The following is a 25,613-nucleotide window of genomic DNA, read 5'->3' on the forward strand; positions in this document are numbered from 1 at the left end:
ACGAGGAAGCCAGCGATCCGCCCGTCTGCACCAAATCGACACGGCCTCCCCATGGAAATCCGGCACGCACGTCCTATAGTCATCCCCAATTGGGGGTGACGATGAAGCTGTTTCTGATCGCGCTTGTGGGGACGAGCGCATTGACCCAGGTGGCGCAGGCGGCGGACAAGCCGGTCATCGCGCCGGTTCCTGCCTGGGTCAAAACGGTAACCCCCGCCCCCATCCCGGCCAAGGCGGACGAAATGCCGATCCGCCTGCTGCTCTCCGACCAGCAGGTGCTGCTCGACAAGGAGGGCACGGAGACGGTCTTTGGCCGCACGGTCATCCAGATCCAGACACCGCAGGGGCTGGCAGCGGGCAACATCTCCATTCCCTGGCGGCCGGAGACGGACACGCTGACCGTCCACAAGCTGTTGATCCGGCGTGGCGACACGGTGATCGACGTACTTGCGTCCGGCCAGACCTTCACCGTCGTCCGGCGGGAGCAGAATCTGGAAAGCGCGACGCTCGACGGGGTGCTGACTGCCAATATCCAGCCCGAGGGACTTCAGGTCGGCGACACGCTGGAAATCGCAACGTCGGTCACTTCACGCGATCCGGTGATGAAGGGGCACGTCGAACATATGGCGGGCGCGTGGAACGGCTATCCGGTCGGGCGCGCGCATCTGCGTGTCGAATGGCCAAGTGCAATGCCGCTTCGCTTGCGCGCGACGAGCGCACTGCCGCCCATCAAGCCGGTAAAGGCCGGCGACCGGACCAGTACCGAGATGACGCTGGACGGCGTCCAGCCGCTGGTCGCGCCCAAGGGCGCACCCGCGCGCTATGGCATGGGCCGGATCGTCGAAATGACCGATTATGCCAGCTGGGCCGATCTGGGCGCGCTGATGGCCCCACTCTATGACAAGGCCGCCGTCATCCCGGCCGAGGGACCGCTGCGCACGGAACTGGAGCGCATCCGGGCGCAGTCCCCCGATCCGAAGGTCCGGGCCGAGGCCGCCCTGGCGCTGGTCCAGGACAGGGTGCGCTATGTCGCGTTGCAGATGGGCGCGGGCGGCTATGTCCCGGCCGATGCGGCGGAAAGCTGGTCGCGCCGCTATGGCGACTGCAAGGGCAAGACCGCGCTTCTGCTGGCGCTGCTGCATGCGATGGACATCAGCGCCGATGCGGTCGCGGTCAATTCCGGTGGCGGCGACGGGATCGATCAGCGTTTGCCGATGGCCGGCCTGTTCAACCATGTCATCGTTCGCGCGCAGATCGCCGGGCGGACCTATTGGATGGACGGAACGCGGACGGGGGACACCAGCCTCGACCGGCTGATCGTGCCGCATTTCGGATGGGGCCTGCCCCTGGTGGCGACGGGCGCGACGCTGGTCCATATGGTGCCGCCACCGATCGACGTGCCGACCAACGACGTGACGATCCAGATCGACGCGACAGCGGGACTGGCCGCCCCCGCTCCTACGCGGATCGAGACCATCCTGCGCGGCGACGATGCGATCGCCACCAATGCCATGATCGCCTCCCTGGCGGGGGACGCGCGCGACCGGATGCTGCGCGAATATTGGAAGAACCAGTATGACTTCATCGAGGTGAAGTCCGCCACCGCCAGCTTCGATCCCAAGACCGGCGAGGACCGGCTGGTGATGGAGGGGGTTGCCCGCATGGACTGGGGCGGCGACAGCTATACGACCGACGGCACGGGGGTCGGCTACCGCGCGGATTTCACTCGCGACCCGAGCGCCGACAAGGATGCGCCCTATACGGTCGACTATCCGATCTTCAACCGCGTGCGGGAGACGATCCTGCTGCCCAAGGGCAATGGTGCGTTCCGGCCGGCTGCGGGGATCGAGGTCGACCAGACGATCGCCGGGATCGCCTATCGCCGCCACGCCACGCTGAAGGACAATGTCTTCACCATCGAGCGGAGCGAGCGCAGCCTGGTTTCCGAAATTTCCGCCAAGGACGCGATCGCGGCGCAGGCGACGCTGCGCACACTGGCCGACACGCCCGCCAAGCTGAACAAGCCGCTCGGCTATGTCGTCACCGACAAGGAGGTCGCGGCGGCGGCGGCGGACACGCCGACCTCGGCCTATGAATATGGCCAGCGCGCCCTGCTCTATGTCAGTCGCGGCATGCGGCAGGAGGCGATCGCCGATTACGGCAAGGCGATCGAGCTGAACCCCAACAATGTCTGGGCGATGGCGAACCGCGCGATCACGCGGATCGAAATGGGCGACCTGGCCGGCGCCAAGGAGGACCTCTCCCGCGCGGACAAGATCGACCCCAACCACGGCCCTACGCATCTCGCACGCGGCATGATCGCGGAGCGGGAAAACCGGCCCAAGGATGCGATCGCCGCCTATGGCAAGGTGCTGGAGCAGGATCCGACCGACCTCTTTGCGCTCGATCGCCGGGGACGCGCCTATTACATGATCGGCGACGCGAAACGTGGGATGGCCGACAGACAGGCCGCCGTCGATGCGGGGATCAAGGCGGCCCCCGAAGCGGCGAACGCCTATGTCGACCGCTCCAACCTGTTGATCGATCAGCAACGTTATGCCGAAGCGATCAAGGATCTCGACCACGCCCTGTCGATCGAACCCGGGAATGCGCAGGCCCTGGCCAATCGCGCCATCGCCCAGGCCTGGTCGGGAAACTATGAAGCGGCCGGGAAGGACCTGACCGCGGTCGAGGCGATCGCCCCCCGCAACATCACTGCCATGCGGGCGCGTGGCCTGGTCGCGCAGCGACAGGGCAAGGATCGCGATGCGATCACCGCCTATTCCAAGGCCCTTGAGATCGATCCCGGCGACATCTTCGCGCTCAGCCACAGGGCCGAGTCCGCCTATCGGCTTCAGGAATATGACAGCGTGTTGAAGGATATGGCGACGATCCTGGCCATCCAGCCGCGCCTGATCGAAGCGCATATGCTGCGCGCCAACACCCTGCTTCGCCAGCACAAGGAGGCGGAGCTGACGGCGGCGGTGGAGACGATGGCCGCGGCCGATCCGGGCAATGCCTATACGCAGGTCGCCGCCGCCAATTTCTATTACGGCATGGGGAAACCCGCCGAAGCCATGAAGGCCTATGACCGTGCGATCGCGGCGGGCGCGGAGGGGTTCATCTATCTCAACCGTGCGATGCGGCGGCCCAAGAGCGATGTGGCCGGACGCCGCGCCGATTTCGACGCCGCGCTGCGCCTCGAACCCGACAATGAGGAGGCCATCACCGGCAAAGCCAATTTCCTGGCAGAGACCGGCGACCTTCCCGGCGCCATTGCCGTCTATTCCAAACTCCTCGCCAGCAAACCCGATCAGATCGATGCGCTGGTCGGACGCGGCATGGCCTATAGCCGACAGGGCGACGCCGCACGGGCCGACGCCGATTTCCGTCATGCCCGCGACAAGGCGTCCCAACCGACCGAACTTAACGCCATGTGCTGGAACAAGGCGACGGCCGGTATCGCGTTGGAATCTGCCTTGGCGGACTGCAACGCCTCGCTGGCCAAAGCGGACGATGCCGCAACGCTCGACAGCCGGGGTCTGGTCCAGTTGAGGCTGAACCATCCAGACGAGGCGATCGTCGACTATGACAAGGCGCTCGCCAGGAACGACCGCAATGCTTCTTCGCTGTTCGGACGCGCTATCGCCTGGGCGCGCAAGGGGGACAAGGCGAAGTCGGACGCCGATGCCGCCGCCGCCATCAAGCTACGGCCCGATATCGAGAAGACCTATGCGGACTATGGCGTGACCCGGTAGCGCCATCGGCCTGGGATGGTGGCGAACAGCGGCTCGATCAGTCGGGCTGCTCCGCTCTGTGTCGCCGAGACCATGATTTTGCGCGAAGCATCCGAAATTCGCGCGACCATATGGATATTCTCGTTGCATCCAAACCACAAATGCTTCGCTATCGGCTCGCCGCCCAGGAGGTGGTGACGGGGGGAACGTATCAAGGCATGAACGACGCGATCGACAGTTTCTGGCACAGCGCAAGTGGCATATTGTCGCCGCATGGCCCGGCCACCGCCGCCACCGCGACCAGCTATGCCCCCGGCGACTACAGCATTCACTTTTTCCTGCAACTGGCAGTCATCCTGTTCGCCTGCCGCGTCGTCGGATGGCTGGGGCAACGATTCCTCGCCCAGCCGCCCGTGGTGGGCGAGATGATCGCGGGCGTCGTGCTGGGGCCGTCGCTGTTGGGGTTGGTTTTCCCCGATCTGCAGGGCGCGATCTTTCCCAAGGAAACCCGCAACGTCCTTTATGCGGGCGCTCAGCTCGGCGTCGCGCTCTACATGTTCCTCGTCGGCCTGACCCTGCGCCTCGATCATTTCCAGTCCAAGGCTAGAAGCGCGATGGCGGTTTCGGCGTCGGGGGTCGTCGCGCCTTTCCTGATCGCGGTGGCGATCACGCCGCTCCTCCTGCCCGTGCCCGGCCTATTCGCGCCGGGGATCAGCCAGGCCAATGCGACCCTCTTCATGGGGGCCTGCATCGCCCTTACCGCCTTCCCGATGCTGGCGCGGATCATCAATGAGCGCGGGCTGGCGGACAGTCCGCTGGGCACGCTGTCGCTGGCGGCGGGGGCGTTCGACGACGCCGCGTCCTGGTGCGTGCTCGCCATCGTGCTGGCGACCTTTGGTGGCGGCAGTGGCATCGCGATCCTCGCGATCGGCGGCGCTATCCTGTATGTCGGCTTCCTGGTCCTGTTCGGCCGCCGTCTACTCGCGCCGCTCGGCCGTGCGGTCGAGGCACGGGGGGAGATGAGCATGAACGTGCTCGCCCTGACCCTGATGGCCTTTTGCATATCGGCCTTCATCATGGATGCGATCGGCGTCCACGGCATCTTCGGCGGCTTCATCCTGGGGGTGTTCATGCCGCGCGGCCTGTTCGTCAGCGAGCTGAAGAAAAAGGTCGAGCCGCTGGCGGTCGTCCTGCTTCTTCCCATGTTCTTCACCTATTCGGGGCTGAACACGCGAATGGACATGGTGAACTCCGCGATGCTGCTCATGATCGCGCTGGGCATCCTGGCGGCGTCGATCGCGGCCAAGTTCGGAGCCTGCTATCTCGCCGCGAAGCTATGCGGCGAGGATAACCGGACCGCGTTGGGCATCGGGGCGCTGATGAACTCTCGCGGTCTGATGGAACTGATCATCATCAATATCGGCCTGCAAAAGGGGATTATCGGGCCGGCGCTGTTCTCCATGCTGGTGCTGATGGCGATCGTCACGACGATGATGGCCAGCCCGCTGTTCGAGCTGGTCTATGGCCGCAAGGCGCGGGTGATGGGCGAGATGGAGGCATTGAAGACCAGCGCGGCCTGACGACCGGCTGGAAGCGTAGGCATACCCCTCCTCCGTGCCCCGCAAACACGAAAAAGGCGGCCTCGGCCGCCTTTTGTCGCCCAGCAAGGGTCGGGGGATCAGGCCGTCTTCCTGCGCCGACGACGTGACGCGGCGACCAGGCCAACGATGCCGGCACCGAAAAGGGTCAGCGTCGCTGGTTCCGGTACCGAGGCCGGACGGTTGAAAAAGGCCACATTGTCCAGTTCGAACGCGGTTCCCGCAGATTCGAATTTCAACGACCCGATCTTCTGAAGCGAGCTTGGATCCAGCGTGAAGGTGACATAGCGATTCACTTCCGCCGTGTTATAGGCCGCACCGGCGCCTGCGCCGGGGCCGATGTCCAGGCCGGTGACCGCGCGGATCAGATTGCCCGCGGTGTCAAGGATCGACAGCGTATTGTAGCTGTCGGCCGACCCCCAATAGAGGCTGATGCCGTCAAAGCCCGTCTGCGAAGAGATCGTCGCGGCCTTGCCCCCATCGATCATCAGATACTTGCTCGTGTCGCCCTGCGGCGTGCTGTATCCGTTCCGCGATCCGAACGTGATCAGACCGTTCCCGGACAGCGAGAAGCCGTTGGGAATGGCGCTGTCGAAATCGACGACGGTCGCGCCGGCTGGCGCGGGCTGATCCCAGGCCTGCGATGTCAGCGAGTCCGCCGCCATGGCCGGTGAAACCAAAACTGCGCCGAACAGAATGCCCGCCATCGCCTTGCCGATCTTCGCCATCATCAATCTTCCTGCCAATGCGAACCCGCGACGTCCGAAATCGCCCGGTGAGAGCCGATCGCCCTCGATATGATACCCCATAGAACCAGGCCGCCCGGTCCCGCACCCCCAAATGGCCGCCGGAACTGCCGCATAATGAGACAGTCCCGCCCGATGCCACTCTGGGACGAGCCGAGGGTACGCGACCGTCCCTTTACGCTATGTCAACGCGAATCGCACACATGACGACTCAGTCGGGACAGTGAACAGGGAATGGGCGTGAAACGCGGCAAGGTCTTCATCATCGCAGGCATCCTACTCGTGCTGGTCATATTGGGGTTCATCGCCCTGTCACTGTTGCGGCGCCCCGCCGCGACACCGGCGCCGACACCAGTCTTTGTCGATCGCCCTGCCCCGGCAATCGCGCCCGCCGCTGCGCAGGCTCAGGCGACCAAGGCGCCGGGCGATGCCGCGACGCAGAAACGGCTCGGCGACGCGTTGCTGGCCGCGCGTCGTTTCGAAGAGGCCGCCGCCGCCTATCGCGCCTCGCTGGCGATCGATCCCAACCAGTCGACCGCGTGGTCGGCGCTGGGCGAAGCGGTGATGCAGACCACCAAGTCGAATTCGGTCGATCTGCCCGCCCCGGCAACCGAGGCGTTCAACAAGGCGCTCGCGCTCGATCCCCGCGACGCCAGGGCCCGCTTCTACTTCGCAATGCAGAAGGATCTGAAGGGGCAGCATGACGAAGCGATCGGCGAATGGCTCGCACTTCTTCGCGAAGTCCCCGCCGGTTCCGACGCCGATGAGGCGATCCGCTCGACGCTGGCGGCCTCGATCAAGCGGAACGTCAATCTGATCCGCCAGGCGGTCGATGAAGCGGGGCGCGCCCAGCCGCGCTACAAATCCAAACCCTGATCGCGCGATAAGGCTCGGGATCAGACGCTCGACCCGGATCGGGCGACCAACGGGGCGTGAAGGGGCTGTCCTTCGCGCCCCTTTTCCTTGCCCGGAGCATCGCATCTCTTTCGCACAATGTTATGTGAGCGGTACATATTGCCTGTCAAACCTCTCATGAACACCACAGAGGCGCCGCGCCCCCAAAAGGCTGATCCAGGACAAGATGCAATTTTTCCGTTGTTTGATCGACTAATCCGGCCCAGACTGATGCTTGGACGACGGCCGAAACGGTCGCGGCCCAGCGTGGCGTGGATGCCGGAAATCATTGTTTAACCCATCCCCGTCGCAGTCATTAATGATAGCGCTATCTTAAGGAGGGGTTATGCTGAAGCGGACAGGGATCGCCCTATTGGGCACATCAAGCCTATTGGCATGCGGCATAGTGGCGGGGAGCCTGCTGGCCCCGGCAGATGCGGTCCAGGCCCAGTCGCTGGCGGTCACGCCCGCACAAACGCTGGAGACGCAGGGACTGACCGTCATGGTCGACCAGAATCAGTTCAGCCCGATCTTCTTCGATGAGAAGAACGCCGGGATCCAGATCGTCCTTCATGGCGAACGGATAGCGACCGACGGTGCGGTCCGGCTGAACCCGACGCCCGAGCAATGGGATCCGGTTCCCGCCTTTGTCAGCCGCACGCGCGGCGCCCAGGCCAATCAGATCGTCGTGCGCTCTACCTATAAGGATGTCGATCTGGATTACCGGGTGAAGGTGACGGCCGAAGGCGACGGCTTCCGAATCGCGGTCGATCTCGACAAGCCGCTCCCGCAGGCGCTGGCCGGCAAGGCCGGGTTCAACCTCGATTTCCTGCCCACCAGCTATTTCGGCAAGACCTATCTGATGGATAGCGCGCCTGGGCTTTTCCCGCGCCACGCGACCGGGCCGATGGCGAAGGACGGATCGGGTGACCCGATGCCGCTGGCCTCGGGCGGCCGGTCGATTACCCTGTCCCCCGAAGACCCGCTGACCCGCGTGACCATCACCTCTGACGCCGGCCCTATTCAGCTCTACGACGCGCGCAACCGGGCGCAGAATGGCTGGTTCGTGGTCCGCTCGCTGATCGCCGCGGGCGCGAAGGACGATGCGATCGTCTGGCACGTCCGCCCCAATGTCGTGAAGAACTGGGTCCGTCCGCCGGTCGTCTCGTTCAACCAGGCGGGATATACACCTGCCCGCGCCAAGATCGCCCTGATCGAGACCGATCCGCATGCGACAGTGCCGGGCGAAGCGGAACTGGTCCGCCTCGCCGCCGATGGCACGCGCCAGTCGGTGCTGCGCGCCGCCGTCACGCCGCGCGGGCGCTGGATGCGGTACAACTATGCCGCGTTCGATTTCTCCAGCGTGCGGGAGCCCGGCATCTACGCCATCGCCTATGGCGGACAAGTCACCAATCCCTTCCGTATCGCCCCGGACGCCTATGATCGCATCTGGCAGACGTCACTGGACACCTTCATCGCCGAGCAGATGGATCATGTCGGCATTCGCGAGCAATATCGTGTCTGGTCGGCCCCCTCGCACCTCGACGACGCGCGACAGGCACCGCCCAATCATGTGCACTTCGATGGGTATAAGATGGGCCCGAACCTCGATTCCCCCTTCAAGCCCGGCGAACATATCCCCGGCCTGAACGTCGGCGGGTTCCAGGACGCGGGCGATTACGACATCCAGACGCCGCAGAACGCCGCCGTGGTGCGCGACCTGGTCTGGGGCCGCGAACTCTATGGCCTGGACTGGGACGAGACGAGCGTGGACGAAGTCGCCCGCGCGGTCGAAATCCGCAAGCCCGATGGCAAGCCGGACGCGGTCCAGCAAATCCGTCACGGCGTCTTGCAACTGCTGGCCCAATACAAGGTGTTCGGCCATGCGATCGTCGGCATCGTCGATCCGGTCCAGCGCCAATATGCGCATCTGGGCGATGCGGGGTCGCAGAGCGATAATCTGACCTATGACGCTTCGCTCAGCGCAAGCGAGCGCAAGGGGGGATCGTCGGGCGCGCAGGACGACCGCTGGGCCTTCACCACCGATCTGCCCGCCAACAACCTCGCCGTGGCAGGAGCACTGGCCGCCGCATCACGGGCGCTGGCCGACAGCGATCCGGCCATGGCGGCCGAGGCATGGGATGCGGCCAAAACATTATGGGGCCGCTTTCAGAATGGACCGATCAAGTCGGGTGACGGCCGCGACGACTCCGGTTCGCCCTGGTCGGCGGACGGCGCCAATGTCGGCGCCACGGTGGAGATGCTCATCACCAGCAAGGGCGACCGCGCCTATGCCGATCGCCTCCGCAAGTTGATGCCGGTGATCGCGAGGAATTTTGCCTGGGTGGGTGCTCCCGCCGTCCGGGCCATTCCCTTCATGGACGCCGGGTATCGCGCCTCGCTCGCCCCGCTGGTCCGCCAGGCCAAGGCCAGGATGGACAGGGAGGCCGCCGGGAACCCCTTTGGTGTGCCGATCAGCGAGGGCAGTTGGGCCGGATCGCATCAGGTGGTTGAGTTCGGCTCGACCGCCTATCTGATGCACAAGGCGTTTCCAGAGATCGTCGGGACCGAATACACGCTGAACGCGATCGACTATGTGCTTGGGCGACATCCGGCCAACAACCTGTCGCTGGTCTCGACCGTGGGCACCGCGTCCAAGCTGATCGGCTATGGTCACAACCGGGCCGATTACGGCTTCATCCCCGGTGGGTTGGTGCCGGGGGTGTTGATCGTGAAACCGGATTTCCCCGAATTGAAGACCGAATGGCCGTTCCTGTGGTTCGAGAACGAATATACGGTCGCAACCACCTCTGCCTATATCCTGGCCGCCAACGCGGCGATCGAGGCGACGAAGGAGGCGCGGTAACGGGCCGACCGGCGGGGCGAGACGATGATGGTCCCGCCCCTCCTCCCCGTCGCGATCATTCCGCGCTGACATATCCCGTCCTTCGCAAAACGCCTCAGATGAAAAATACGTCATGATCGACGCAGGAAATTGACTGCCTAGGCAACTATTGCCATGGCAGCAATATGACATCGCCCGAACCCGATCCCTACGACCCCGAACGTTCCGTCGGTTATCTGACCAAGCGGGTATTCCAGCTTGGTCGTATCGGCATGGAGCCGATCTTTGCCGATGAGGAAGTGACGCACGTCCAATGGAGCGCGTTGATGGCGGTCCAATATGGCGTGGGCGGCACCGCCGCGGAGCTGTCGCGCCATCTGTGCCATGACACCGGGGCCACCACCCGCATCGTCGATACGCTGGAGGAGCGCGGTCTGATCCAGCGCTGCCGCTGTACCGAGGACCGTCGCGTCGTGCGATTGACCCTGACCGAGCGGGGCCGCGAGATCGCGATGCGTTGCAAGGACAAGGCCACGGCGCTGTGGAACGGCTGGCTGTCCGACTGGGCGGAGGAAGATGTCGATCAACTGACCGATTATCTGCTGCGGCTCCGCAATCGGCTGGAGAAGGAAGCATGAAGCGCAGCATCCCTTTGGCCGCCCTGCTGCTCGCCGGCTGTTCGATACCGCAGGCGCATCCTGCCGTCACACCGACCGCGCCGGAGGCGCTGGGGCTGGGCAACGCGCAGGCTCCAGCGGTCGCGGTCGATTGGTGGCGGGGGCTCGGCGACCCGCAACTCGACCGGATCGTCGGCGACGCGCTGGCAGGCAACCCGTCGCTCGACATCGCGATGGCGCGTCTGCGCCAGGCGGAATCGGTGCTGGCAAGCCGCCGAGCCGACAATGGCCCCGCCGTGTCGTTCGACGCGCAGGAGCAATATAGCCGAATTTCGGGCCGTTACACGATCCCGCCACCCTATGCCGGTACGACCCAGTGGCTGGGACAGGCGCAGGCCAATCTGAACTGGACGATCGACCTGTTCGGCCGACAGGCCGCCGCCATCCAGGCCGCCCGCGCCTCGACCCGCGCCGCGACGCTCGACGTCACCGCCGCGCGTCTGGCGCTCGCCGGATCGGTCGCGCAGACCTATATCGAGCTCGCCCGCGCCGAACGACAGGCGGCGATCGCGCGCAGCACCATCGCGACGCGGACCCGCTCGCTGGGGCTGGTTCAGGCCCGCATCCGCAATCACCTCGCCAGCCAGCTCGACGCGAGCAGCGCCCAGACCCTGCTCGCCCAGGCGCGGGTCGCGCTGGCAAGCGCGGAGGCGCAGGCCGCCCTGTCCCGCAATGCGCTGGCCGCCCTGGCCGGGCGCGGACTGGATTATCCAGCGACCATCCAGTCGACGCATGTCGCGCTTGATACTGCCCTGCCCATGCCCGCGACAGTGCCTGCCGACCTGCTGGCACGACGGCCCGACATCGCCGCTGCGCTCGCCCGGATCGATGCCGCCAGCGCGGGCCAGGAGGTGGCGCGCAAGGCCTTCCTGCCCAACGTCAATCTGCTGGCGCTGGCCGGGTTCCAGGCGGTCGGCCTGGGCAATCTGTTCACCGCCGATGCCGGGACGATCGGTGCGGGGCCGGCCATCCATCTGCCGATCTTCGACAGCGGACGGCTGCGCGCCGGGCTGGTTGGGGCAACCGCCGCGCTCGATCTCGCGACCGCCGACTATAACAACCGGGTCGTCGGCGCGGTGCGCGAGGCCGCCGATGCGGTCACGCGAAGCCGGACCATCGCGGCCGAACGCACACGCCAGACCGAGGTCGTGCGCGGGCTGGCCGAAACCCGCCGCCTGAACGCGATCCGCGTGTCCAGCGGGCTGCAATCGCAACTGGGTCTGATCGATCCTGATATCCGTCAGTTGGAGGCCGATCAGGCCGACGCCAATCTCGCCGCCGATGCGGTCCAGGCGCGGATCGCGCTGGCCGTAGCCCTGGGCGGCGGTTTCTCCTCTTCCACCGAAGGCAAACCGCAATGAGCGACACCCAAGCCGCCGCCCCCGCCGCCACCCCAGTTCCCACTCCGGCGCCCGCCGGCAAACCGAAGGCGCGCAAGACCGGCCTGACCATCCTGGCGATCGTCGTGGTGATCGCCGCGATCGTCTGGGCGGTGTTCCATTTCCTGCTCGCCAAACCGGAGGAAGAGACCGACGATGCCTATGTCGCGGGCGATGTCGTCGCGATCACCGCGCGCGATCCAGGCACGGTGCTGGCCATCCATGCGGACAATACCCAGACGGTCAAACAGGGCGCGCCGCTGATCGATCTCGACCCCGCCACCGCCGATGTCGGCCTCGCCTCCGCCGCCGCCGAACTGGCACGCGCCGTGCGCACGACGCGGGGCGATTTCACCAAGGTCAATCAGAGCGGGGCCGCGATCGTCCAGGCCCAGGCCGTTCTGGCCCAGGCCCAGGCCGACTATGCCCGCCGTCGCGGCGCGGCGGCCGAGGGCGCCGTGTCGGGTGAGGAACTGTCGCACGCCGCCGACGCGGTGAAGGTCGCCAGCGCGAACCTCAATCTCGCCCGTGCCCAGGCCGCGCAGGCGCGCACCACCGTCCAGGGCACCGACGTCTCGACCAATCCGGCCGTATTGGCCGCGATCGCGGCCTATCGCCGCGCGGCGATCACGCGCAACCATATGCACATCATCGCCCCCATCGACGGCGTGGTCGCCCAGCGGACCGTGCAGGTCGGCCAGCAGGTCGCCGCCGGAACCCCGTTGATGGCGGTCGTACCACTTGATCGGCTGTGGGTAGATGCCAATTTCCGCGAGACCCAACTCAAGGATCTGCGCATCGGCCAGCCCGCTACGGTCGTCGCCGACATCTATGGCGGCAAGATCGTCTATCACGGCAAGGTCGTCGGGCTGGGCGCGGGCAGCGGCAATGCTTTCGCGCTCCTGCCACCACAAAATGCCAGCGGCAACTGGATCAAGATCGTCCAGCGCGTGCCGGTCCGCATCGCCCTCGACGCCAAGGAACTGCGCCAGAACCCCTTGCGCGTCGGTCTGTCGGCGACGGTCACGGTCGAAACCGCCGACCAGCGCGGCCCCCGGGTCGGGGCCCCGGCCAACCAGACCTATCGCACCCCCGCGACCGATGCCAATGATCCGGCGATCGAAGCGCGGATCGCGCAGATCATCGCGGCCAATCGCTGATGGCCGGCGCCCCCGCTCAGGGCGGCGCGGGGGCTTCCCCTGCGCCGCTGAAAGGCCCGGCGCTGGCGCTGATCGCCTTCGCGCTGGCGCTGGGCACCTTCATGCAGGTGCTGGATTCGACCATCGCCAATGTCTCGCTGCCGACCATCGCGGGCAATCTGGGGGTCAGTTCGGACAATTCGACCTGGGTCGTCACCGCCTTCGCCGTCGCCAACGGCGTGGCAGTGCCGCTGACCGGCTGGCTGATGGGCAAGTTCGGCGTGGTGCGGACCTTCTGCATCTCGGTCTTCCTGTTCACCATCGCGTCGTTCCTGTGCGGCATCGCGTGGGACCTGTCGTCGCTGATCGGCTTTCGCATCCTGCAGGGCGCGGTGTCGGGCCCGATGATCCCGGGGAGCCAGGCGCTCCTGATCTCGATCTTCCCACCGCAGAAGCGGTCGACCGCGCTCGGCATCTGGTCGATGACGACGCTGGTCGCACCGATCATGGGGCCGATCCTGGGCGGATATATCTCCGACAACTATCATTGGAGCTGGATCTTCCTGATCAACGTGCCGGTGGGCCTGTTCTGCGCGGGCGTCTGCTGGCGCGGGCTGTCGTCGCGCGAAACGCCGACCCGCGACCTGCCGATCGACAAGGTCGGCCTGATCATGCTGGTCGTCTGGGTCGGGGCGCTTCAGATGATGCTCGACCTCGGCAAGAATGACGACTGGTTCCATTCGACCCGGATCGTCGTGATGACGGTGATCGCGATCGTCGGCTTCGTCGCCTGGCTGATCTGGGAACTGACCGACGCCAATCCCGCGGTCGACCTGTCGCTGTTCAAGGGGCGGAATTTCAGCATCGGGACGTTGTCCTTCTGCCTCGGCTATGCGGTGTTCTTCGCCAACACGCTGTTGCTGCCGCTCTGGCTCCAGACGCAGCTTGGCTATACCGCGACCTGGGCGGGCCTTGTTGCCGCGCCGAGCGGGGCTGTCGCCGTGGTGCTGACACCGGTTGTCGCCCGGCTGTCGGGCAAGGTCGATGCGCGGCTCCTGGCGACCATCGCCTTTGCCGCGTTCGGCCTGTCCTACTGGATGCGCTCGGGACTGAACACACAGGCCGGCTTCAGCGACTTCGTCCTGCCCCTGATGGTGCAGGGGATTGCGATGAGCACCTTCTTCCTCGCGATGCTGACCATCGCATTGGACGGCGTGCCCCAGCATCGTATCCCGTCGGCCACCGGCATTTCCAACTTCGCGCGTATCACGGCGGGCAGCTTCGCCGCGTCGCTGACCACGACCATGTGGGACCGCCGGGAAGCATTGCACCAGGCACACCTGTCCGAGGCGATCGGCCAGAACCCGGTATGGCAAATGGCCCGGCAAGGCCTCAATCATCTGGGCCTGTCCGATACGCAGGCGGCCGCGGCGGTGACGCGGCAGATGGTGGGCCAGGCCTATCTGCTCGCCTCGACCGACATCTTCTATGTCTCGGCCTGGCTCTGCATCGTGTTGGCCGGACTGACCTGGTTCACCCGGCGGCCCAAACCCCATGACGGGCCGATCGCCGCTGATTGATCCTGACGAAGCGCCCGGGACCTTCAATCCCGGGCGTGTTCCGTTTAGACTCCCTTGAAAAAGGGAGATGGAAGATGCTGAAACTTTGGGCGATCCTTGCCGCGTTGGCCTTGGTGCAGGCGCCGGTCGATCCCCATCTCCCCGGCCGGACCATCGACACCGTCGCCCCGACCCTGCCCGTCGGAATCAAGCGCGGCGTGCTGATCGTCTCCAAGACCAATGGCTGGCGGCATATCGAGCATATCCCGCATTCCAATGCGGTTCTCGCCGACATCGCCAAGCGACTCGGGCGGCCGAGCTACACCACCGAAAACGCCGCCGTCTTCAACGATGACCAGCTCAGCCGCTTCTCGGTCGTCGTGCTGAACAGCGCCAGCGGCGATTTCCTGACGCCCGAGCAGCAGGCCGCCCTCGCCCGGTTCGTCGCGCGCGGCGGCGGCGTGGTGGCGCTTCATGCGGCCGGGGACAACAGCCATACCGCCGCCTGGTATGTCGACACCGTCATCGGCGCGACCTTCACCGGCCATCCGGGTGGCGCGGATCATATCCAGCCCGCTCGCGTCACCGTCGTCCGCCCCCGCCATCCGGTGATGGCGGGCATATCCTCGCCATGGATGCCGCGCGACGAATGGTACAGCTTCGACGGGAACCCCGCGACACGGGGCATGACGATCCTGGCCCAACTGGACGAAGCCAGCTATCGCCCCGGCGATGCGCTCCGAATGGGCGCGGACCACCCCGTCATGTGGATCAATCCGCGCAGCAAGGGGCGGGTCTTCTATTCCGCGCTGGGGCACGAACCCCAGCTTTACGACGATCCCACCTATCGCCGCATCCTGACCAACGCGATCCGCTGGGCCGCGCGGTGATCAGCACTCGACGACGTTGACCGCAAGACCGCCCAGGCTCGTCTCCTTATACTGGGACTTCATGTCCTCGCCGGTCTGGCGCATCGTCTCGATCACCTGATCCAGGCTGACGATGTGACGGCCATCGCCGTGCAGCGCCAGATAGGCGGCGTTGATCGCCTTGATCGCGCCCATCGTGTTACGCTCGATACACGGAATCTGGACCAGACCGCCGATCGGGTCGCAGGTCAGGCCGAGATTATGCTCCATGCCGATCTCGGCCGCGTTCTCGACCTGTGCCGGATTGCCGCCCAGCGCCGCCGCAAGGCCCGCCGCCGCCATCGAGCAGGCGACGCCGACCTCGCCCTGACAGCCCATCTCCGCCGCCGAGATGGACGCCCGCTTCTTGTAGAGCATTCCCACCGCCGCCGCTGTCAGCAACAGGGTGCGAACCCCATCGCGGGTCGCGCCGTGAACGAAAGTCTCGTAATAGCGCAGCACCGCGGGGATCACCCCTGCCGCGCCATTGGTCGGCGCGGTCACGACGCGGCCGCCGGCGGCATTCTCTTCATTGACCGCCAGCGCCCAGAGGCTGACCCATTCGAACACCAGGCTGGGATCGGTGCGCGGCCCGCGATCGAGCAGTTTCTGGCGGATCGCCTGGGCCCGACGCTGAACCTTCAGCCCGCCGGGCAGGATGCCCGAGGCCGCGCAACCCCGTTCGATCGCGCCGCACATCGCGTCACGAACACGATCGAGAAACGCATCCGTCTCCCCGTCCTCCCGCCAGGCCGCCTCGTTGGCGCGGACGATCTGAGCGATCGACAGTCCGGTCTCCGCCGTTCGCTCCAGCAGTTCGTCCCCGGAGCCAAAGGGATGCGCGAGACGCCGATTGCTCCGCATCGACTCCGCGCCCTCCATACGGATCGCACCGCCGCCGATCGAGTAGAAGCGGCGCACAACCGCGCTGCCGTCGGGCAGGAAGGCGGTGAAGACCATGCCGTTGGGATGTGCCGGCAAAAAGCCGGGGCGGAAGAGCAGATCCGCCTCATGATCGAACGCCATGGCATGTCGCCCGTCGAGCGCGATCCGCCCCGATTCCGCGATGTCGGCGAGCATGCCCTCTATCGCGTCGGGATCCACCGTCTCCGGCGTTTCGCCCGCCAGCCCCAGCAGGACCGCCCGGTCGCTATGGTGCCCCCGCCCGGTCAGCGACAGGGAGCCGAACAATTCGGCCTGCACGCGATCCGGGATCAGTCCGGTGTCGAGCATTTCGACGGCAAAGGCCTTGGCCGCCCGCATCGGGCCGACAGTATGCGAACTCGACGGGCCGATGCCGATGGTGAACAATTCCGTCACGCTGACGGCCGCGATACTGTCATCGCCGCGAGTGGGCGCCGGGGCTGGGGTGACGGGCAGGGTCAAGATCGTTCCAATTGTTACGTTCGCCTCTGACTAGCCCAAGGCGCATCCGCTGGCCAGTGGGCCAAGGTGGAACCGGATCAGCCGAGAGGGGGGAGGCTCTCATAGGCTTCGGGCGCAAGCGGGGTCTGGAACTGACACCCGGCGGAAAAGTCCGTCGCCCATATGATCCGTGCCGTCACCTCGCCCACCTTGGGCAGGCGGAGCCAGATCGTCGACCCCCGCCGCAACGCGGTATAGGTCTGCAACCGCGCGCCGTGAACAGAGATGTCGAGAACCCTGCACAAGGCCCGGGCCAGACCGCCGCGATCCATATCCGCGTCGATCGCCACCGACGTCTGCGCGGAGCGACGGCGACAAGGATATTCGGCAGGTTCGAATTCGGCGGCGAACATGGGATCATATTAGCCCACGCTGGTTACCAGCGCGTAAACCGCATCATGACACGCCCATGAAATGAACATGTTAGCAGCGTCATGAAAAAAGGCCCGATGCTTCGAGATGAAGCACCGGGCCTTCCTTTGTCGTCCACCGCGTGGATGACGATTACTTGCGGAGCGTGAGACCGCCACCGAAACGCTTGTTGAAGCGGGCAACCTGGCCGCCCGAGTCGAGCATCTGGCCACGGCCACCGGTCCAGGCCGGGTGCGCCAGCGGGTCGATGTCGAGCTGCATCGTGTCGCCTTCCTTGCCCCAGGTGGAGCGGGTTTCGAACACGGTGCCGTCAGTCATCTGCACCTTGATCATGTGATAGTCGGGGTGCGTATCGGTCTTCATGATATTGCTCCGAAAAATGGCTGGTTCCGACCAGCCTGAAAGCTCAAGGCGCGGCCCATAGCGGACCGCGCCCCGAGTGTCAAAAGCGATATGGCTTCGTCACGCCTCGGCGGGCGGGTCGGCGATCATCGCGGTGAAATTCGCCTCCGCCACGACGGCCCCGTCGATCTTGGCGACGCCCGCGAACTTGCAGGCGCGGGTCCGCTTCTGGACGAACTCGACCTCCAGATGGAGGAGGACGCCCGGTTCCACGGGCTTGCGGAACTTCACGCCATCGATCGTCATGAAATAGACGAGCTTGCCCGAATTGGCGAGCCCCAGGCTTTCCACCGCCAGGACACCGGCGGCCTGCGCCAGCGCCTCGACGATCAGCACACCGGGCATGATCGGACGGCCGGGATAATGGCCCTGGAAAAAGGCCTCGTTGATCGTCACCGCCTTCACCGCGCGGATCGACGTGTCGAGGACCAGTTCCTCGACACGATCGACCAGCAGCATCGGATAACGGTGCGGAATCGCCGCCATGACCCGCGTGACGTCCAGCGGGCCGATGACGGTCTTCACATCGTCACTCACGGGCGAATTACCGGCCGCTGTTCTGACGACGCGCGGGTGCCGGTGCGGGCGTGGCTGCCGGAGCAGCGGCCGGGGCCGCACCCTGCTGCTGACCCTGCTGGCCCGGCTGCCAGTTGGCGGGCGGGGTGATGCTGACGGTCGGGACCAGCTTGTCCAGCTCAGCGGTCACCGCCGAGGTGATGTCGGCGGTCGGCTGCATGAACAGGACGGCCTGCGGGCTGACCAGCAGGCTGACATTCTTTGCGCGGACGGCGTTCTGCACCGCCTCGCCCAGACGGGCCTGGAGCTGCTCGACGGCATAGGTCTGCGCGCGGACGGCGGGCTGGGTCAGGCGAGCCAGCTCCTGCTCGGCGGCCTGCTGCTTGGTCTGGATCGCCTGCGCCTGGGTGCGCAGCGCCGCTTCGTTGGCGTTGGGGGCCGAACGGGCGGTCTGGAACGCCTGGACCAGCGGCTCCAGCTCGCGGGTCAGCGCAGTACGGCGGGTTTCGGCCTGATCGAGCTGCGCCTTGTAGGTCGTCTCGATCTGCTGGCGGGCGGTCGACCAGGCGCGCGAACCGGCGATCGCACCCTGCGGATCGGCCACGGCAACGCCGTTCACCTGCGCGCTCGCGGTCGTCGCGACGGTCGCCGCGGGGGCGACAAGGGCCGCCGCGAGGAGGAGCTTGGAAATCGTCTTCATCAGAACTGCGTCCCTACGTTGAAAGTGATGAGCTTGGGGTCGTCGCCCGGCTGCGTGACCAATGCCTTGGCAAGGTCGATGCGAAGCGGACCAAATGGTGAATTCCAGTTCACACCGACGCCGACCGAAACGCGCGGCTTCCAGGTGCCGAGGTAGAATTGCTCTTCGGCATAGTTGGTGTTCTGAAGCGCGATGTTGGCCGAGGTGCCTACGCAGCCACCGACGCCCGTCGTGGAATAGCCGGTTGGGCACGTCGTGGTCTGCCCCGCCGTTTTGTCGGCCGTCGTGGCATCATTGGTCGGCACCTGATAAAGCTGATTGCCGTCCTTATCTTTAATGGGCAACGGATCGAGCGTCTTCGATCCATCCTTATTGAACTGTGGTACGCCGTTGACGACCCGCTGCGTGAAGGTGAGCGAGGGCAACGGTCGGGTCACGCCCCACAGGCTGCCTGCCTGGACATAGATGCTGGGACGCAAGCCCATCTCACGCGCACCCGATCCCAACGGGATTTCGAGCTCCGCACGCGCGAGATAATAGGCACGACCACCCAGTGCGTCGTCAACGAACCGCTGACGATCCGTATCGCGCGCCTGCGTGCCGTCAGTCGGATTCACGATATACGGAACACGCAGCACGCGGGGACCAACGCCGCGAATGTCGAAGCCACGAAACTGCGGCTCGCCCAGATAGAAGCGGTCGACGATACGGACCGGATCGATGCCCGGGCCGCGGCTGCCCTCGAGCGAGTGGATATAACCGCCCTCGCCCAGGATCGAGAAGACGAAGCCCTTGCCCAGCCCCTTGAACTTGGCGCCTTCCGCGCGGGTGCGGATATATTTCACGTCGCCGCCCAGACCGGCAAAGTCCTGGCTGAACGAGAAACGGTGACCCGCCGTGGGACGCAAACGACTGTTCAGGCTGTCATAGATCAACGAGTAGCCGATCGATGAGGTCCAGCGATTGCCGATCGAATCGCAAAGATAGCGGCCCGCCTGCTGAAAGTTACAGCTGCCGTCCGCGTTGAAGAACGACGAGTCCAGACCGACCTGATCATAGGTCAGGCCATAGCGGCCCGACAGCGACCAATATTCGGTCAACGGCACACCCGCGCGAACCTGGAAGCCGGTCGACACCTGACTGTAGGTCGTCTGGCGCGTGGTACCCAGATAGTTGAACGAATTATAGTCGCGGCGGAACACGTCAACGCCCAGCGCGACATTCTTGTCGAACACATAAGGCTCGGTAAAACCCAGTTCGATCGACTTGGAATAGGCCGAGTAGTTCACGCCCGCGCGCAATTCCTGGCCCTTGCCACGGAAGTTGCGCTGGGTGATGTTCGCCTGGATGATGAAGCGTTCCAGCGACGAGTAACCGGCCGAGAGCTGCAACGAGCCCGTCGACTGTTCCTCGACATTGGTTTCCAGCACGAGACGATCAGGAGCCGAACCGGGGGTCTGCTTGATCTCCAGCTTTTCCTGGAAGAAGCCAAGCGAGTTGATACGATCCTGGCTGCGGCGGACCTGGAAGCTGTTGAAGGCATCGCCCTCGGCCACGCGGATCTCGCGGCGGACCACCTTGTCCTGGGTCTGGGTGTTCCCGTTGATCTCGATCCGCTCGACATAGGTGCGCTTGGCTTCGGCGATGTTGAACGTGATCGACATGGTCAGCGTGTCCTTGTCACGCTGGAAGTCGGGGTTCACATCGGTAAAGGCATAGCCGAACAGGCCCGCCGTCTGGCTGAGATTCTCGATCGAGGTCTCGACCAGCTTGGCATTGTACCAGTCGCCCTTCTTCATGGGCAGCGAGGCGGCCAGCTTGTCATTGTCGAAGTCGCGGATCTGGCTGTCGACCTTCACGTCGCCGAATTTGTAGCGGGGGCCCTCCTCCACCACATAGGTGATGATGAAGTCCTTCTTGTCCGGCGTCAGCTCGGCGACCGCGCTGGTCACGCGGAAATCCGCATAGCCGTTGCTCAGATAGAATTCGCGCAGCTTCTGCTGGTCGGCGGCCAGGCGATCCTGGTCATAGCTGGTCGCCGAGGACAGGAAACGGAACCAGCGCGACTGCTTGGTGTACATCGCACCGCGCAGCTCGTCGTCCGAGAATTTCTCGTTGCCGATGATGTTGATCTGGCGGACCTTGGACTTCGGGCCTTCGCTGATCTCGAACACCACGTCGACGCGATTCTGGTCCAGATTGACCATCTTGGGATCGACCACCGCGCCGAAACGGCCCTGGCGGCGATACAGTTCGACGATCCGCGCCACGTCCTGGCGAACCGCGGTCCGCGTGAAGATCTGCCGCGGCGCGAGCTTGATCTCCTTCTTGATCTTGTCTTCCTTCAGGCGCTTGTTGCCCTCCAGGATGACCCGGTTGATGATCGGATTCTCGCGCACGCGCAGCACGATGTCGCCCGTCTCGACGCCGGAGATCGAAAAGTCCGCGAACAGTTCCGACGCCTGGAGATCCTTTAGCGCCTGGTCGAGCGTTTCGGCCGTGTATGGGATGCCGACCCGCAACTTGGTGTAGGACAACACCGTCTCCGGCTCGATGCGCTGTGCGCCCTCGACCCGCAGCGTCTTGATCGTCCGCACCGGCTGCGGCGCGACGAGCGGCGCCGCCGCATCGCCACCCGTCGGGGCGACCTGCGCGGTCTGCGCCATGACGGGAACACCCGACAGCATCGTGCCCGCCAGCAATATGGCGCCCGCGCGCACAGTCTTCATACCCGTCATTGCTGTCACCAAACCCACCCCAGAAAAGTCGAACCGACCCCTGTCGTACTCGCGCCCTGCCCGATCAGCGTCACCCGATCAAGCCAGCGATATTCTTCCACAGCCCCAAATTGCCCAGATCGTTGAACGTTACGAAGAGCATCAGGGCCAGGATCGCGATCAAACCGCCACGAAACGCCCATTCCTGAGCCGCCGGCTCCAGGGGCCGCCGTCGCACCGCCTCTATCGCATAAAAAAGCAGATGCCCGCCATCCAGCATCGGCACTGGCAACAGATTGATGAACCCCAGATTGATGGAGACGAGCGCGACGAAGAAAACAAAGGCATCGATCCCCAGCGACATCTGTTCGCCGGACACCTTGGCGATCGACACGGGGCCGCCCAGTTCCTTGACCGAACGACGACCGGAGATGACCTGACCCAGCGTTTCGACCATCATGCGGACGATCTCGCCGGTCCGCTGCACCGCGACCACGGGCGCGCGCAGCAGGCCCACCGGCCGGATGTCCACCGTTCCCACGCCGCGCAGGCCCAGACGACCGACGCGATATTCATTGCCAAACCGGTCGCGCTGTCGCTCGGTCCCGACAATGGTCGAGGTGGTGAAGGCGGTATCGCCGCGCGTCGCGGTGATCGTCACCGGCTCACCCGCACGGATCTGCACGTAGCGCGCGATGTCGGCGAAGTCGGTAACCGCACGACCATCGATCGCGGTCACCCGGTCGCCGGCGCGAAGCGTCGTCGCGGCTGCCGCGCTGCCCGGCATCACCTGTCCCACAACCGGCGGGATCACCGCCTCGCCATAGGCATAGGCGAAACCCGCCAGGATCAGGATCGCGGCGACGAAGTTGATCGCGGGCCCCGCCGCCACGATGATCGCGCGCTGCCACACCGGCTTGGCCTGGAACGTCCGGGCCCGCTCGGCGGGTGGCAGGGAAAGCCAGGCCGCGTCGGGCTGGCTCGCCGGGCTCATGTCGCCCGCGAACTTGACATACCCGCCCAGCGGTAGCCAGCCGACCTTCCAACGCGTGCCGCGCCTGTCGGTGAGGCCGAAAATCTCGCGACCGAAACCGATCGAGAAGGTCTCGGCCTTCACCCCGAACCAGCGTCCGGCGAGATAATGGCCCATCTCGTGCACGAACACGAGCGGCCCGATGGCCAGGGCGAAGGCGAGGATGGTCAGCAACAGGCCCGGGGTTTCGATCAAACGATGCAATCCTCAACACGCTCGGCCGCAAGCACCCGCGTTTCCGCGTCGATCGCGATCACCGCATCGAGCGTTTCCGGCGGGGCCGGATCGTAGCGATGGAGAACATCCTCGACGATTGCGGCAATTTCGAGGAAGCCGATGCGACCTCCGAGAAAAGCCGCGACCGCAATCTCATTGGCCGCGTTCAGGATGGCGGGCGCCGCGCCTCCCGCCTCCAGCGCGGCCCGCGCCAGCCTTAGCGCCGGGAAGCGCGCCGGATCGGGTGCTGCGAAGTCCATTCGTCCCAGCGCGACCAGATCAAGCGGTGCCATCGGGGTCGACATACGGTCCGGCCAGGCCAGGCAATGCGCGATCGGCACGCGCATGTCGGACGGCCCAAGCTGCGCCAGCATCGAACCGTCGACATAATCGACGGCCGAATGGATCACCGATTGCGGATGCAGCACGATCTCGATCCGGTCGGAGGGGATGGGGAACAGACGAGCGGCTTCGATCAGTTCGAGCCCCTTGTTCATCATCGTCGCCGAATCGACCGAAATCTTCGCGCCCATCGACCAGTTGGGGTGTGCGACCGCCTGTTCGGGCGTAACCCAGCGCATCTCTTCGGTCGTCCAGGTGCGGAAAGGCCCGCCGCTCGCGGTCAGCACGATCCGGCGCACCCGTTCGGGTCGCGCGAAATCAAAGCACTGGTAGATCGCGTTATGCTCGCTATCCGCCGGAAGCAGCGTCGCGCCGGCCCTGGCCGCCGCCTCCAGCACCACTTCACCCGCCGAAACCAGCGGCTCCTTGTTGGCGAGAACAACCGTTCCGCCTTGCGCGATCGCGGCCATGGCGGGCTCCAGCCCGGCACAGCCGACAATGGCCCCCATCGTCCAGTCCGCGCCGCTCGCGGCCGCCTCGATCACCGCCGCGCGCCCCCCCGCGACACGGGTCGCGGTGCCCGCCAGCGCCGCGCGCAATTCGGGCAGGCACTTCTCGTCGGCGACCACCGCCAGTTCGGCCTCCGTCCGCCGTGCCGCCGCCGCCAGCTTCGCGACATCGCAATTGGCGGTCAGCGCGCGGACTCGATAGCGGTCGGGCTCGCGCTCGATCAGGTCGAGGGTCGAGGTACCGACCGATCCGGTCGCCCCCAAGATGGTCACGCTGCGCATCAGAACAGGTCCGGCAGAAAAATCAGAAGGGCCGCGACGGGCGCGACGGGCACGATACCGTCCAGCCGGTCCATGACCCCGCCATGGCCGGGCAGGACATTGCCGCTGTCCTTCACGCCCGCGCGCCGCTTCAGCGCGCTTTCGAACAGATCGCCCATCTGCGCCAGCACCGCCAGGAACGGCGTAGCGATGACCAGATGCAGCGGCAGGTCATGCCAGACATGCATCCCGACCGCGAGCAGCGTCGCCGCCGCCACGCCACCGATCAGGCCGGACCAGGTCTTGGCCGGACTGATCGCGGGGGCCAGCTTCGGTCCGCCAAACTGGCGCCCGACGAAGAACGCCCCGCTATCGCATGCCCAGACCAGCGCCATCGCCCAGAGCGACAGCGCAAGCCCGTCCTCATGCAGGCGGATCGCCAGCAGCGAGAACACCGGCAGGCCGACATAGAGCGCACCCGCCCCATATTCCGGCCGCCGCGACACGATGGTCAGAAAGAAAAAGGCCGCCGCGATCAGGCCCAGCGCGAAGAAACCGGGCCCGGCCGCCAGTCCGGGCGCCATGATGGCGAGCGGCACCGACAGCGCGAACTGCGCGAGCCGCTTGCGCGAGCGGTCGACCTTCAACAGGTCCGACCACTCCGCCATCATGAACAGGGCCACCACGACCGCCAGCAACCAGAAGGCCAGGCCGCCAAGGGCGAGGCATAGGCTTGCCACCGCGATCATGACGATGCTCGCCAGAACCCGCTTGGTCAGGTTGGACATGGCCTTGGCGGGCGCCGCTTCCGGCGTCCCGACGGGTGAAGATTCGGGATCGGTCACAGGCCGCCGAAACGCCTGTTTCGTCGACCGAACTCCGCCACGGCATCGGCCAGCGCAGCTTCGTCGAAATCCGGCCAGAGCGTGTCGACGAACAGCAACTCGGCATAGGCCGCCTGCCACAGCAGGAAGTTGGACAGCCGCTGTTCGCCCGATGTGCGGATGACCAGATCGAGCGGCGGCAGACCGTTGGTCTGAAGTTCGCCCTCGATCGCCTCCGGCGTGATGGCATCGGCGCTTATCTCGCCCGCTGCGACCTTCGCGGCCAGTCGCCTGGTCGCCTCGACCAGTTCGGCCTGCGCGCCATAGTTGAGCGCGATCGCCAGCACGGGCCCGGTATTGGCCGAGGTCCGCTCGACCGCGTCATCGATCATCGCCACCAGATCGGGAGCGAAGCGGCGATAGTCGCCGATCACGCGCAGCCGGACATTGTCCGACACCAGCTCGGCAAGGTCTTTGCGCAGGAAGATGCGCAAAAGCCCCATCAGGTCGCTGATCTCGCTCTCCGGCCGACGCCAATTCTCGGACGAGAAGGCGTAAAGCGTCAGCGCCTCGATTCCCAGCGATCGTGCGGCACGCGAGATGCGGCGCACCGCCTCCACCCCGGCCTTGTGACCGGCGAAGCGGGGCAGCAGGCGGCGTTTGGCCCAGCGGCCATTGCCGTCCATGATGATCGCGACGTGACGCGGGACCGCACCCGTATCGGGCACGGCCACCAGCGACCCCAGAGCCGTCTGGGCCGAGGCGGCCGGAGGACTCACTTGCCCAGGATTTCCTTTTCCTTGGCCGCGGCCGC

General features: G+C 65.6%; 20 protein-coding genes. 9 read left to right on the forward strand and 11 right to left on the reverse strand.

Going from position 1 to position 25,613, the window contains the following annotated elements; translation table 11 throughout:
* The first annotated feature begins 101 nt into the window (after positions 1–101).
* Both ABDV78_RS12245 and ABDV78_RS12250 read left to right on the forward strand, forming a co-directional pair.
* The gene (locus tag ABDV78_RS12245) at positions 102–3,758 is read left to right on the forward strand and encodes a tetratricopeptide repeat protein (RefSeq protein ID WP_343527657.1); all 3,657 of its coding nucleotides are present in this window, start codon (positions 102–104) and stop codon (positions 3,756–3,758) included.
* A 197-nt stretch (positions 3,759–3,955) separates the two neighbouring features.
* Positions 3,956–5,317 carry a cation:proton antiporter gene (locus tag ABDV78_RS12250; RefSeq protein WP_343527678.1) on the forward strand — a complete coding sequence of 454 codons (1,362 nt, stop codon included), beginning with the start codon at positions 3,956–3,958 and terminating at the stop codon, positions 5,315–5,317.
* Positions 5,318–5,415: 98 nt separating this feature from the next.
* On the opposite strand, the gene ABDV78_RS12255 is transcribed toward ABDV78_RS12250, so the two are convergent.
* Positions 5,416–6,066 carry a PEP-CTERM sorting domain-containing protein gene (locus tag ABDV78_RS12255; RefSeq protein WP_343527658.1) on the reverse strand — a complete coding sequence of 217 codons (651 nt, stop codon included), beginning with the start codon at positions 6,064–6,066 and terminating at the stop codon, positions 5,416–5,418.
* A 255-nt stretch (positions 6,067–6,321) separates the two neighbouring features.
* Here ABDV78_RS12255 and ABDV78_RS12260 point away from each other — a divergent pair, with 255 nt between their 5' ends.
* From ABDV78_RS12260 to ABDV78_RS12290, 7 genes are all read left to right on the forward strand, one after another.
* On the forward strand, positions 6,322–6,957 hold the full coding sequence (locus ABDV78_RS12260) for a tetratricopeptide repeat protein (protein WP_343527659.1): 636 nt from the start codon (positions 6,322–6,324) through the stop codon (positions 6,955–6,957).
* A gap of 364 nt (positions 6,958–7,321) precedes the next feature.
* A complete protein-coding gene (locus ABDV78_RS12265) occupies positions 7,322–9,841 on the forward strand; it encodes a glycoside hydrolase family 9 protein (RefSeq protein WP_343527660.1) in 2,520 nt (839 codons plus the stop codon).
* Between the two features lie 164 nt (positions 9,842–10,005).
* Positions 10,006–10,458, forward strand: a complete 453-nt coding sequence (locus tag ABDV78_RS12270; RefSeq protein ID WP_343527661.1) for a MarR family winged helix-turn-helix transcriptional regulator — start codon at positions 10,006–10,008, stop codon at positions 10,456–10,458.
* Entirely contained in the window at positions 10,455–11,858 is a 1,404-nt protein-coding gene (locus ABDV78_RS12275; protein ID WP_343527662.1) for an efflux transporter outer membrane subunit, read from the forward strand. The genes ABDV78_RS12270 and ABDV78_RS12275 overlap by 4 nt, the downstream gene beginning before the upstream one ends.
* Positions 11,855–13,036, forward strand: a complete 1,182-nt coding sequence (locus ABDV78_RS12280) for an efflux RND transporter periplasmic adaptor subunit (RefSeq protein ID WP_343527663.1) — start codon at positions 11,855–11,857, stop codon at positions 13,034–13,036. Before ABDV78_RS12275 ends, ABDV78_RS12280 begins: the two co-directional genes overlap by 4 nt.
* Positions 13,036–14,595, forward strand: coding sequence for a DHA2 family efflux MFS transporter permease subunit (locus ABDV78_RS12285; RefSeq protein WP_343527664.1), 1,560 nt, complete (start codon positions 13,036–13,038; stop codon positions 14,593–14,595). The genes ABDV78_RS12280 and ABDV78_RS12285 overlap by 1 nt, the downstream gene beginning before the upstream one ends.
* A gap of 74 nt (positions 14,596–14,669) precedes the next feature.
* On the forward strand, positions 14,670–15,464 hold the full coding sequence (locus ABDV78_RS12290) for a ThuA domain-containing protein (RefSeq protein WP_343527665.1): 795 nt from the start codon (positions 14,670–14,672) through the stop codon (positions 15,462–15,464).
* Here ABDV78_RS12290 and ABDV78_RS12295 read toward each other — a convergent pair whose 3' ends face one another.
* The 10 genes from ABDV78_RS12295 to ABDV78_RS12340 all read right to left on the reverse strand — a co-directional run bounded on the left by ABDV78_RS12295 (position 15,465) and on the right by ABDV78_RS12340 (position 25,533).
* Positions 15,465–16,802: an L-serine ammonia-lyase gene (locus ABDV78_RS12295; RefSeq protein WP_343527666.1), complete on the reverse strand. Its 1,338-nt coding sequence runs from the start codon at positions 16,800–16,802 to the stop codon at positions 15,465–15,467.
* Between the two features lie 143 nt (positions 16,803–16,945).
* Positions 16,946–17,260 carry a PilZ domain-containing protein gene (locus tag ABDV78_RS12300; protein WP_343527667.1) on the reverse strand — a complete coding sequence of 105 codons (315 nt, stop codon included), beginning with the start codon at positions 17,258–17,260 and terminating at the stop codon, positions 16,946–16,948.
* A 151-nt stretch (positions 17,261–17,411) separates the two neighbouring features.
* Positions 17,412–17,642, reverse strand: coding sequence for a 50S ribosomal protein L31 (rpmE, locus tag ABDV78_RS12305; RefSeq protein ID WP_343527668.1), 231 nt, complete (start codon positions 17,640–17,642; stop codon positions 17,412–17,414).
* A 99-nt stretch (positions 17,643–17,741) separates the two neighbouring features.
* Positions 17,742–18,218, reverse strand: a complete 477-nt coding sequence (fabZ, locus tag ABDV78_RS12310; RefSeq protein ID WP_343527669.1) for a 3-hydroxyacyl-ACP dehydratase FabZ — start codon at positions 18,216–18,218, stop codon at positions 17,742–17,744.
* 7 nt (positions 18,219–18,225) lie between these two features.
* Positions 18,226–18,897: an OmpH family outer membrane protein gene (locus ABDV78_RS12315; protein ID WP_343527670.1), complete on the reverse strand. Its 672-nt coding sequence runs from the start codon at positions 18,895–18,897 to the stop codon at positions 18,226–18,228.
* Positions 18,897–21,626: an outer membrane protein assembly factor BamA gene (gene bamA, locus ABDV78_RS12320; RefSeq protein ID WP_343527671.1), complete on the reverse strand. Its 2,730-nt coding sequence runs from the start codon at positions 21,624–21,626 to the stop codon at positions 18,897–18,899. The genes ABDV78_RS12315 and bamA overlap by 1 nt, the downstream gene beginning before the upstream one ends.
* Positions 21,627–21,705: 79 nt before the next feature.
* On the reverse strand, positions 21,706–22,842 hold the full coding sequence (rseP, locus tag ABDV78_RS12325) for an RIP metalloprotease RseP (protein WP_343527672.1): 1,137 nt from the start codon (positions 22,840–22,842) through the stop codon (positions 21,706–21,708).
* Positions 22,839–23,996, reverse strand: coding sequence for a 1-deoxy-D-xylulose-5-phosphate reductoisomerase (dxr, locus tag ABDV78_RS12330; RefSeq protein WP_343527673.1), 1,158 nt, complete (start codon positions 23,994–23,996; stop codon positions 22,839–22,841). Before dxr ends, rseP begins: the two co-directional genes overlap by 4 nt.
* Complete coding sequence (locus ABDV78_RS12335; RefSeq protein ID WP_343527679.1) at positions 23,996–24,763, reverse strand: phosphatidate cytidylyltransferase; 768 nt, start codon at positions 24,761–24,763, stop codon at positions 23,996–23,998. The genes dxr and ABDV78_RS12335 overlap by 1 nt, the downstream gene beginning before the upstream one ends.
* 53 nt (positions 24,764–24,816) lie before the next feature.
* A complete protein-coding gene (locus ABDV78_RS12340; RefSeq protein ID WP_343527680.1) occupies positions 24,817–25,533 on the reverse strand; it encodes an isoprenyl transferase in 717 nt (238 codons plus the stop codon).
* Positions 25,534–25,613: the final 80 nt, after the last annotated feature.

Source organism: Sphingomonas sp., from assembly GCF_039594485.1.
Lineage (GTDB): Bacteria > Pseudomonadota > Alphaproteobacteria > Sphingomonadales > Sphingomonadaceae > Sphingomonas.

Coding starts and splice junctions, on each gene's coding strand:
- ABDV78_RS12245 (WP_343527657.1), top strand. CDS start 102: ATGAAGCTGTTTCTGATCGCGCTTGTGGGGACGAGCGCATTGACCCAG.
- ABDV78_RS12250 (WP_343527678.1), top strand. CDS start 3,956: ATGAACGACGCGATCGACAGTTTCTGGCACAGCGCAAGTGGCATATTG.
- ABDV78_RS12255 (WP_343527658.1), bottom strand. CDS start 6,066: ATGATGGCGAAGATCGGCAAGGCGATGGCGGGCATTCTGTTCGGCGCA.
- ABDV78_RS12265 (WP_343527660.1), top strand. CDS start 7,322: ATGCTGAAGCGGACAGGGATCGCCCTATTGGGCACATCAAGCCTATTG.
- ABDV78_RS12270 (WP_343527661.1), top strand. CDS start 10,006: ATGACATCGCCCGAACCCGATCCCTACGACCCCGAACGTTCCGTCGGT.
- ABDV78_RS12275 (WP_343527662.1), top strand. CDS start 10,455: ATGAAGCGCAGCATCCCTTTGGCCGCCCTGCTGCTCGCCGGCTGTTCG.
- ABDV78_RS12280 (WP_343527663.1), top strand. CDS start 11,855: ATGAGCGACACCCAAGCCGCCGCCCCCGCCGCCACCCCAGTTCCCACT.
- ABDV78_RS12285 (WP_343527664.1), top strand. CDS start 13,036: ATGGCCGGCGCCCCCGCTCAGGGCGGCGCGGGGGCTTCCCCTGCGCCG.
- ABDV78_RS12290 (WP_343527665.1), top strand. CDS start 14,670: ATGCTGAAACTTTGGGCGATCCTTGCCGCGTTGGCCTTGGTGCAGGCG.
- ABDV78_RS12300 (WP_343527667.1), bottom strand. CDS start 17,260: ATGTTCGCCGCCGAATTCGAACCTGCCGAATATCCTTGTCGCCGTCGC.
- rpmE (WP_343527668.1), bottom strand. CDS start 17,642: ATGAAGACCGATACGCACCCCGACTATCACATGATCAAGGTGCAGATG.
- ABDV78_RS12315 (WP_343527670.1), bottom strand. CDS start 18,897: ATGAAGACGATTTCCAAGCTCCTCCTCGCGGCGGCCCTTGTCGCCCCC.
- bamA (WP_343527671.1), bottom strand. CDS start 21,626: ATGAAGACTGTGCGCGCGGGCGCCATATTGCTGGCGGGCACGATGCTG.
- dxr (WP_343527673.1), bottom strand. CDS start 23,996: ATGCGCAGCGTGACCATCTTGGGGGCGACCGGATCGGTCGGTACCTCG.
- ABDV78_RS12335 (WP_343527679.1), bottom strand. CDS start 24,763: ATGTCCAACCTGACCAAGCGGGTTCTGGCGAGCATCGTCATGATCGCG.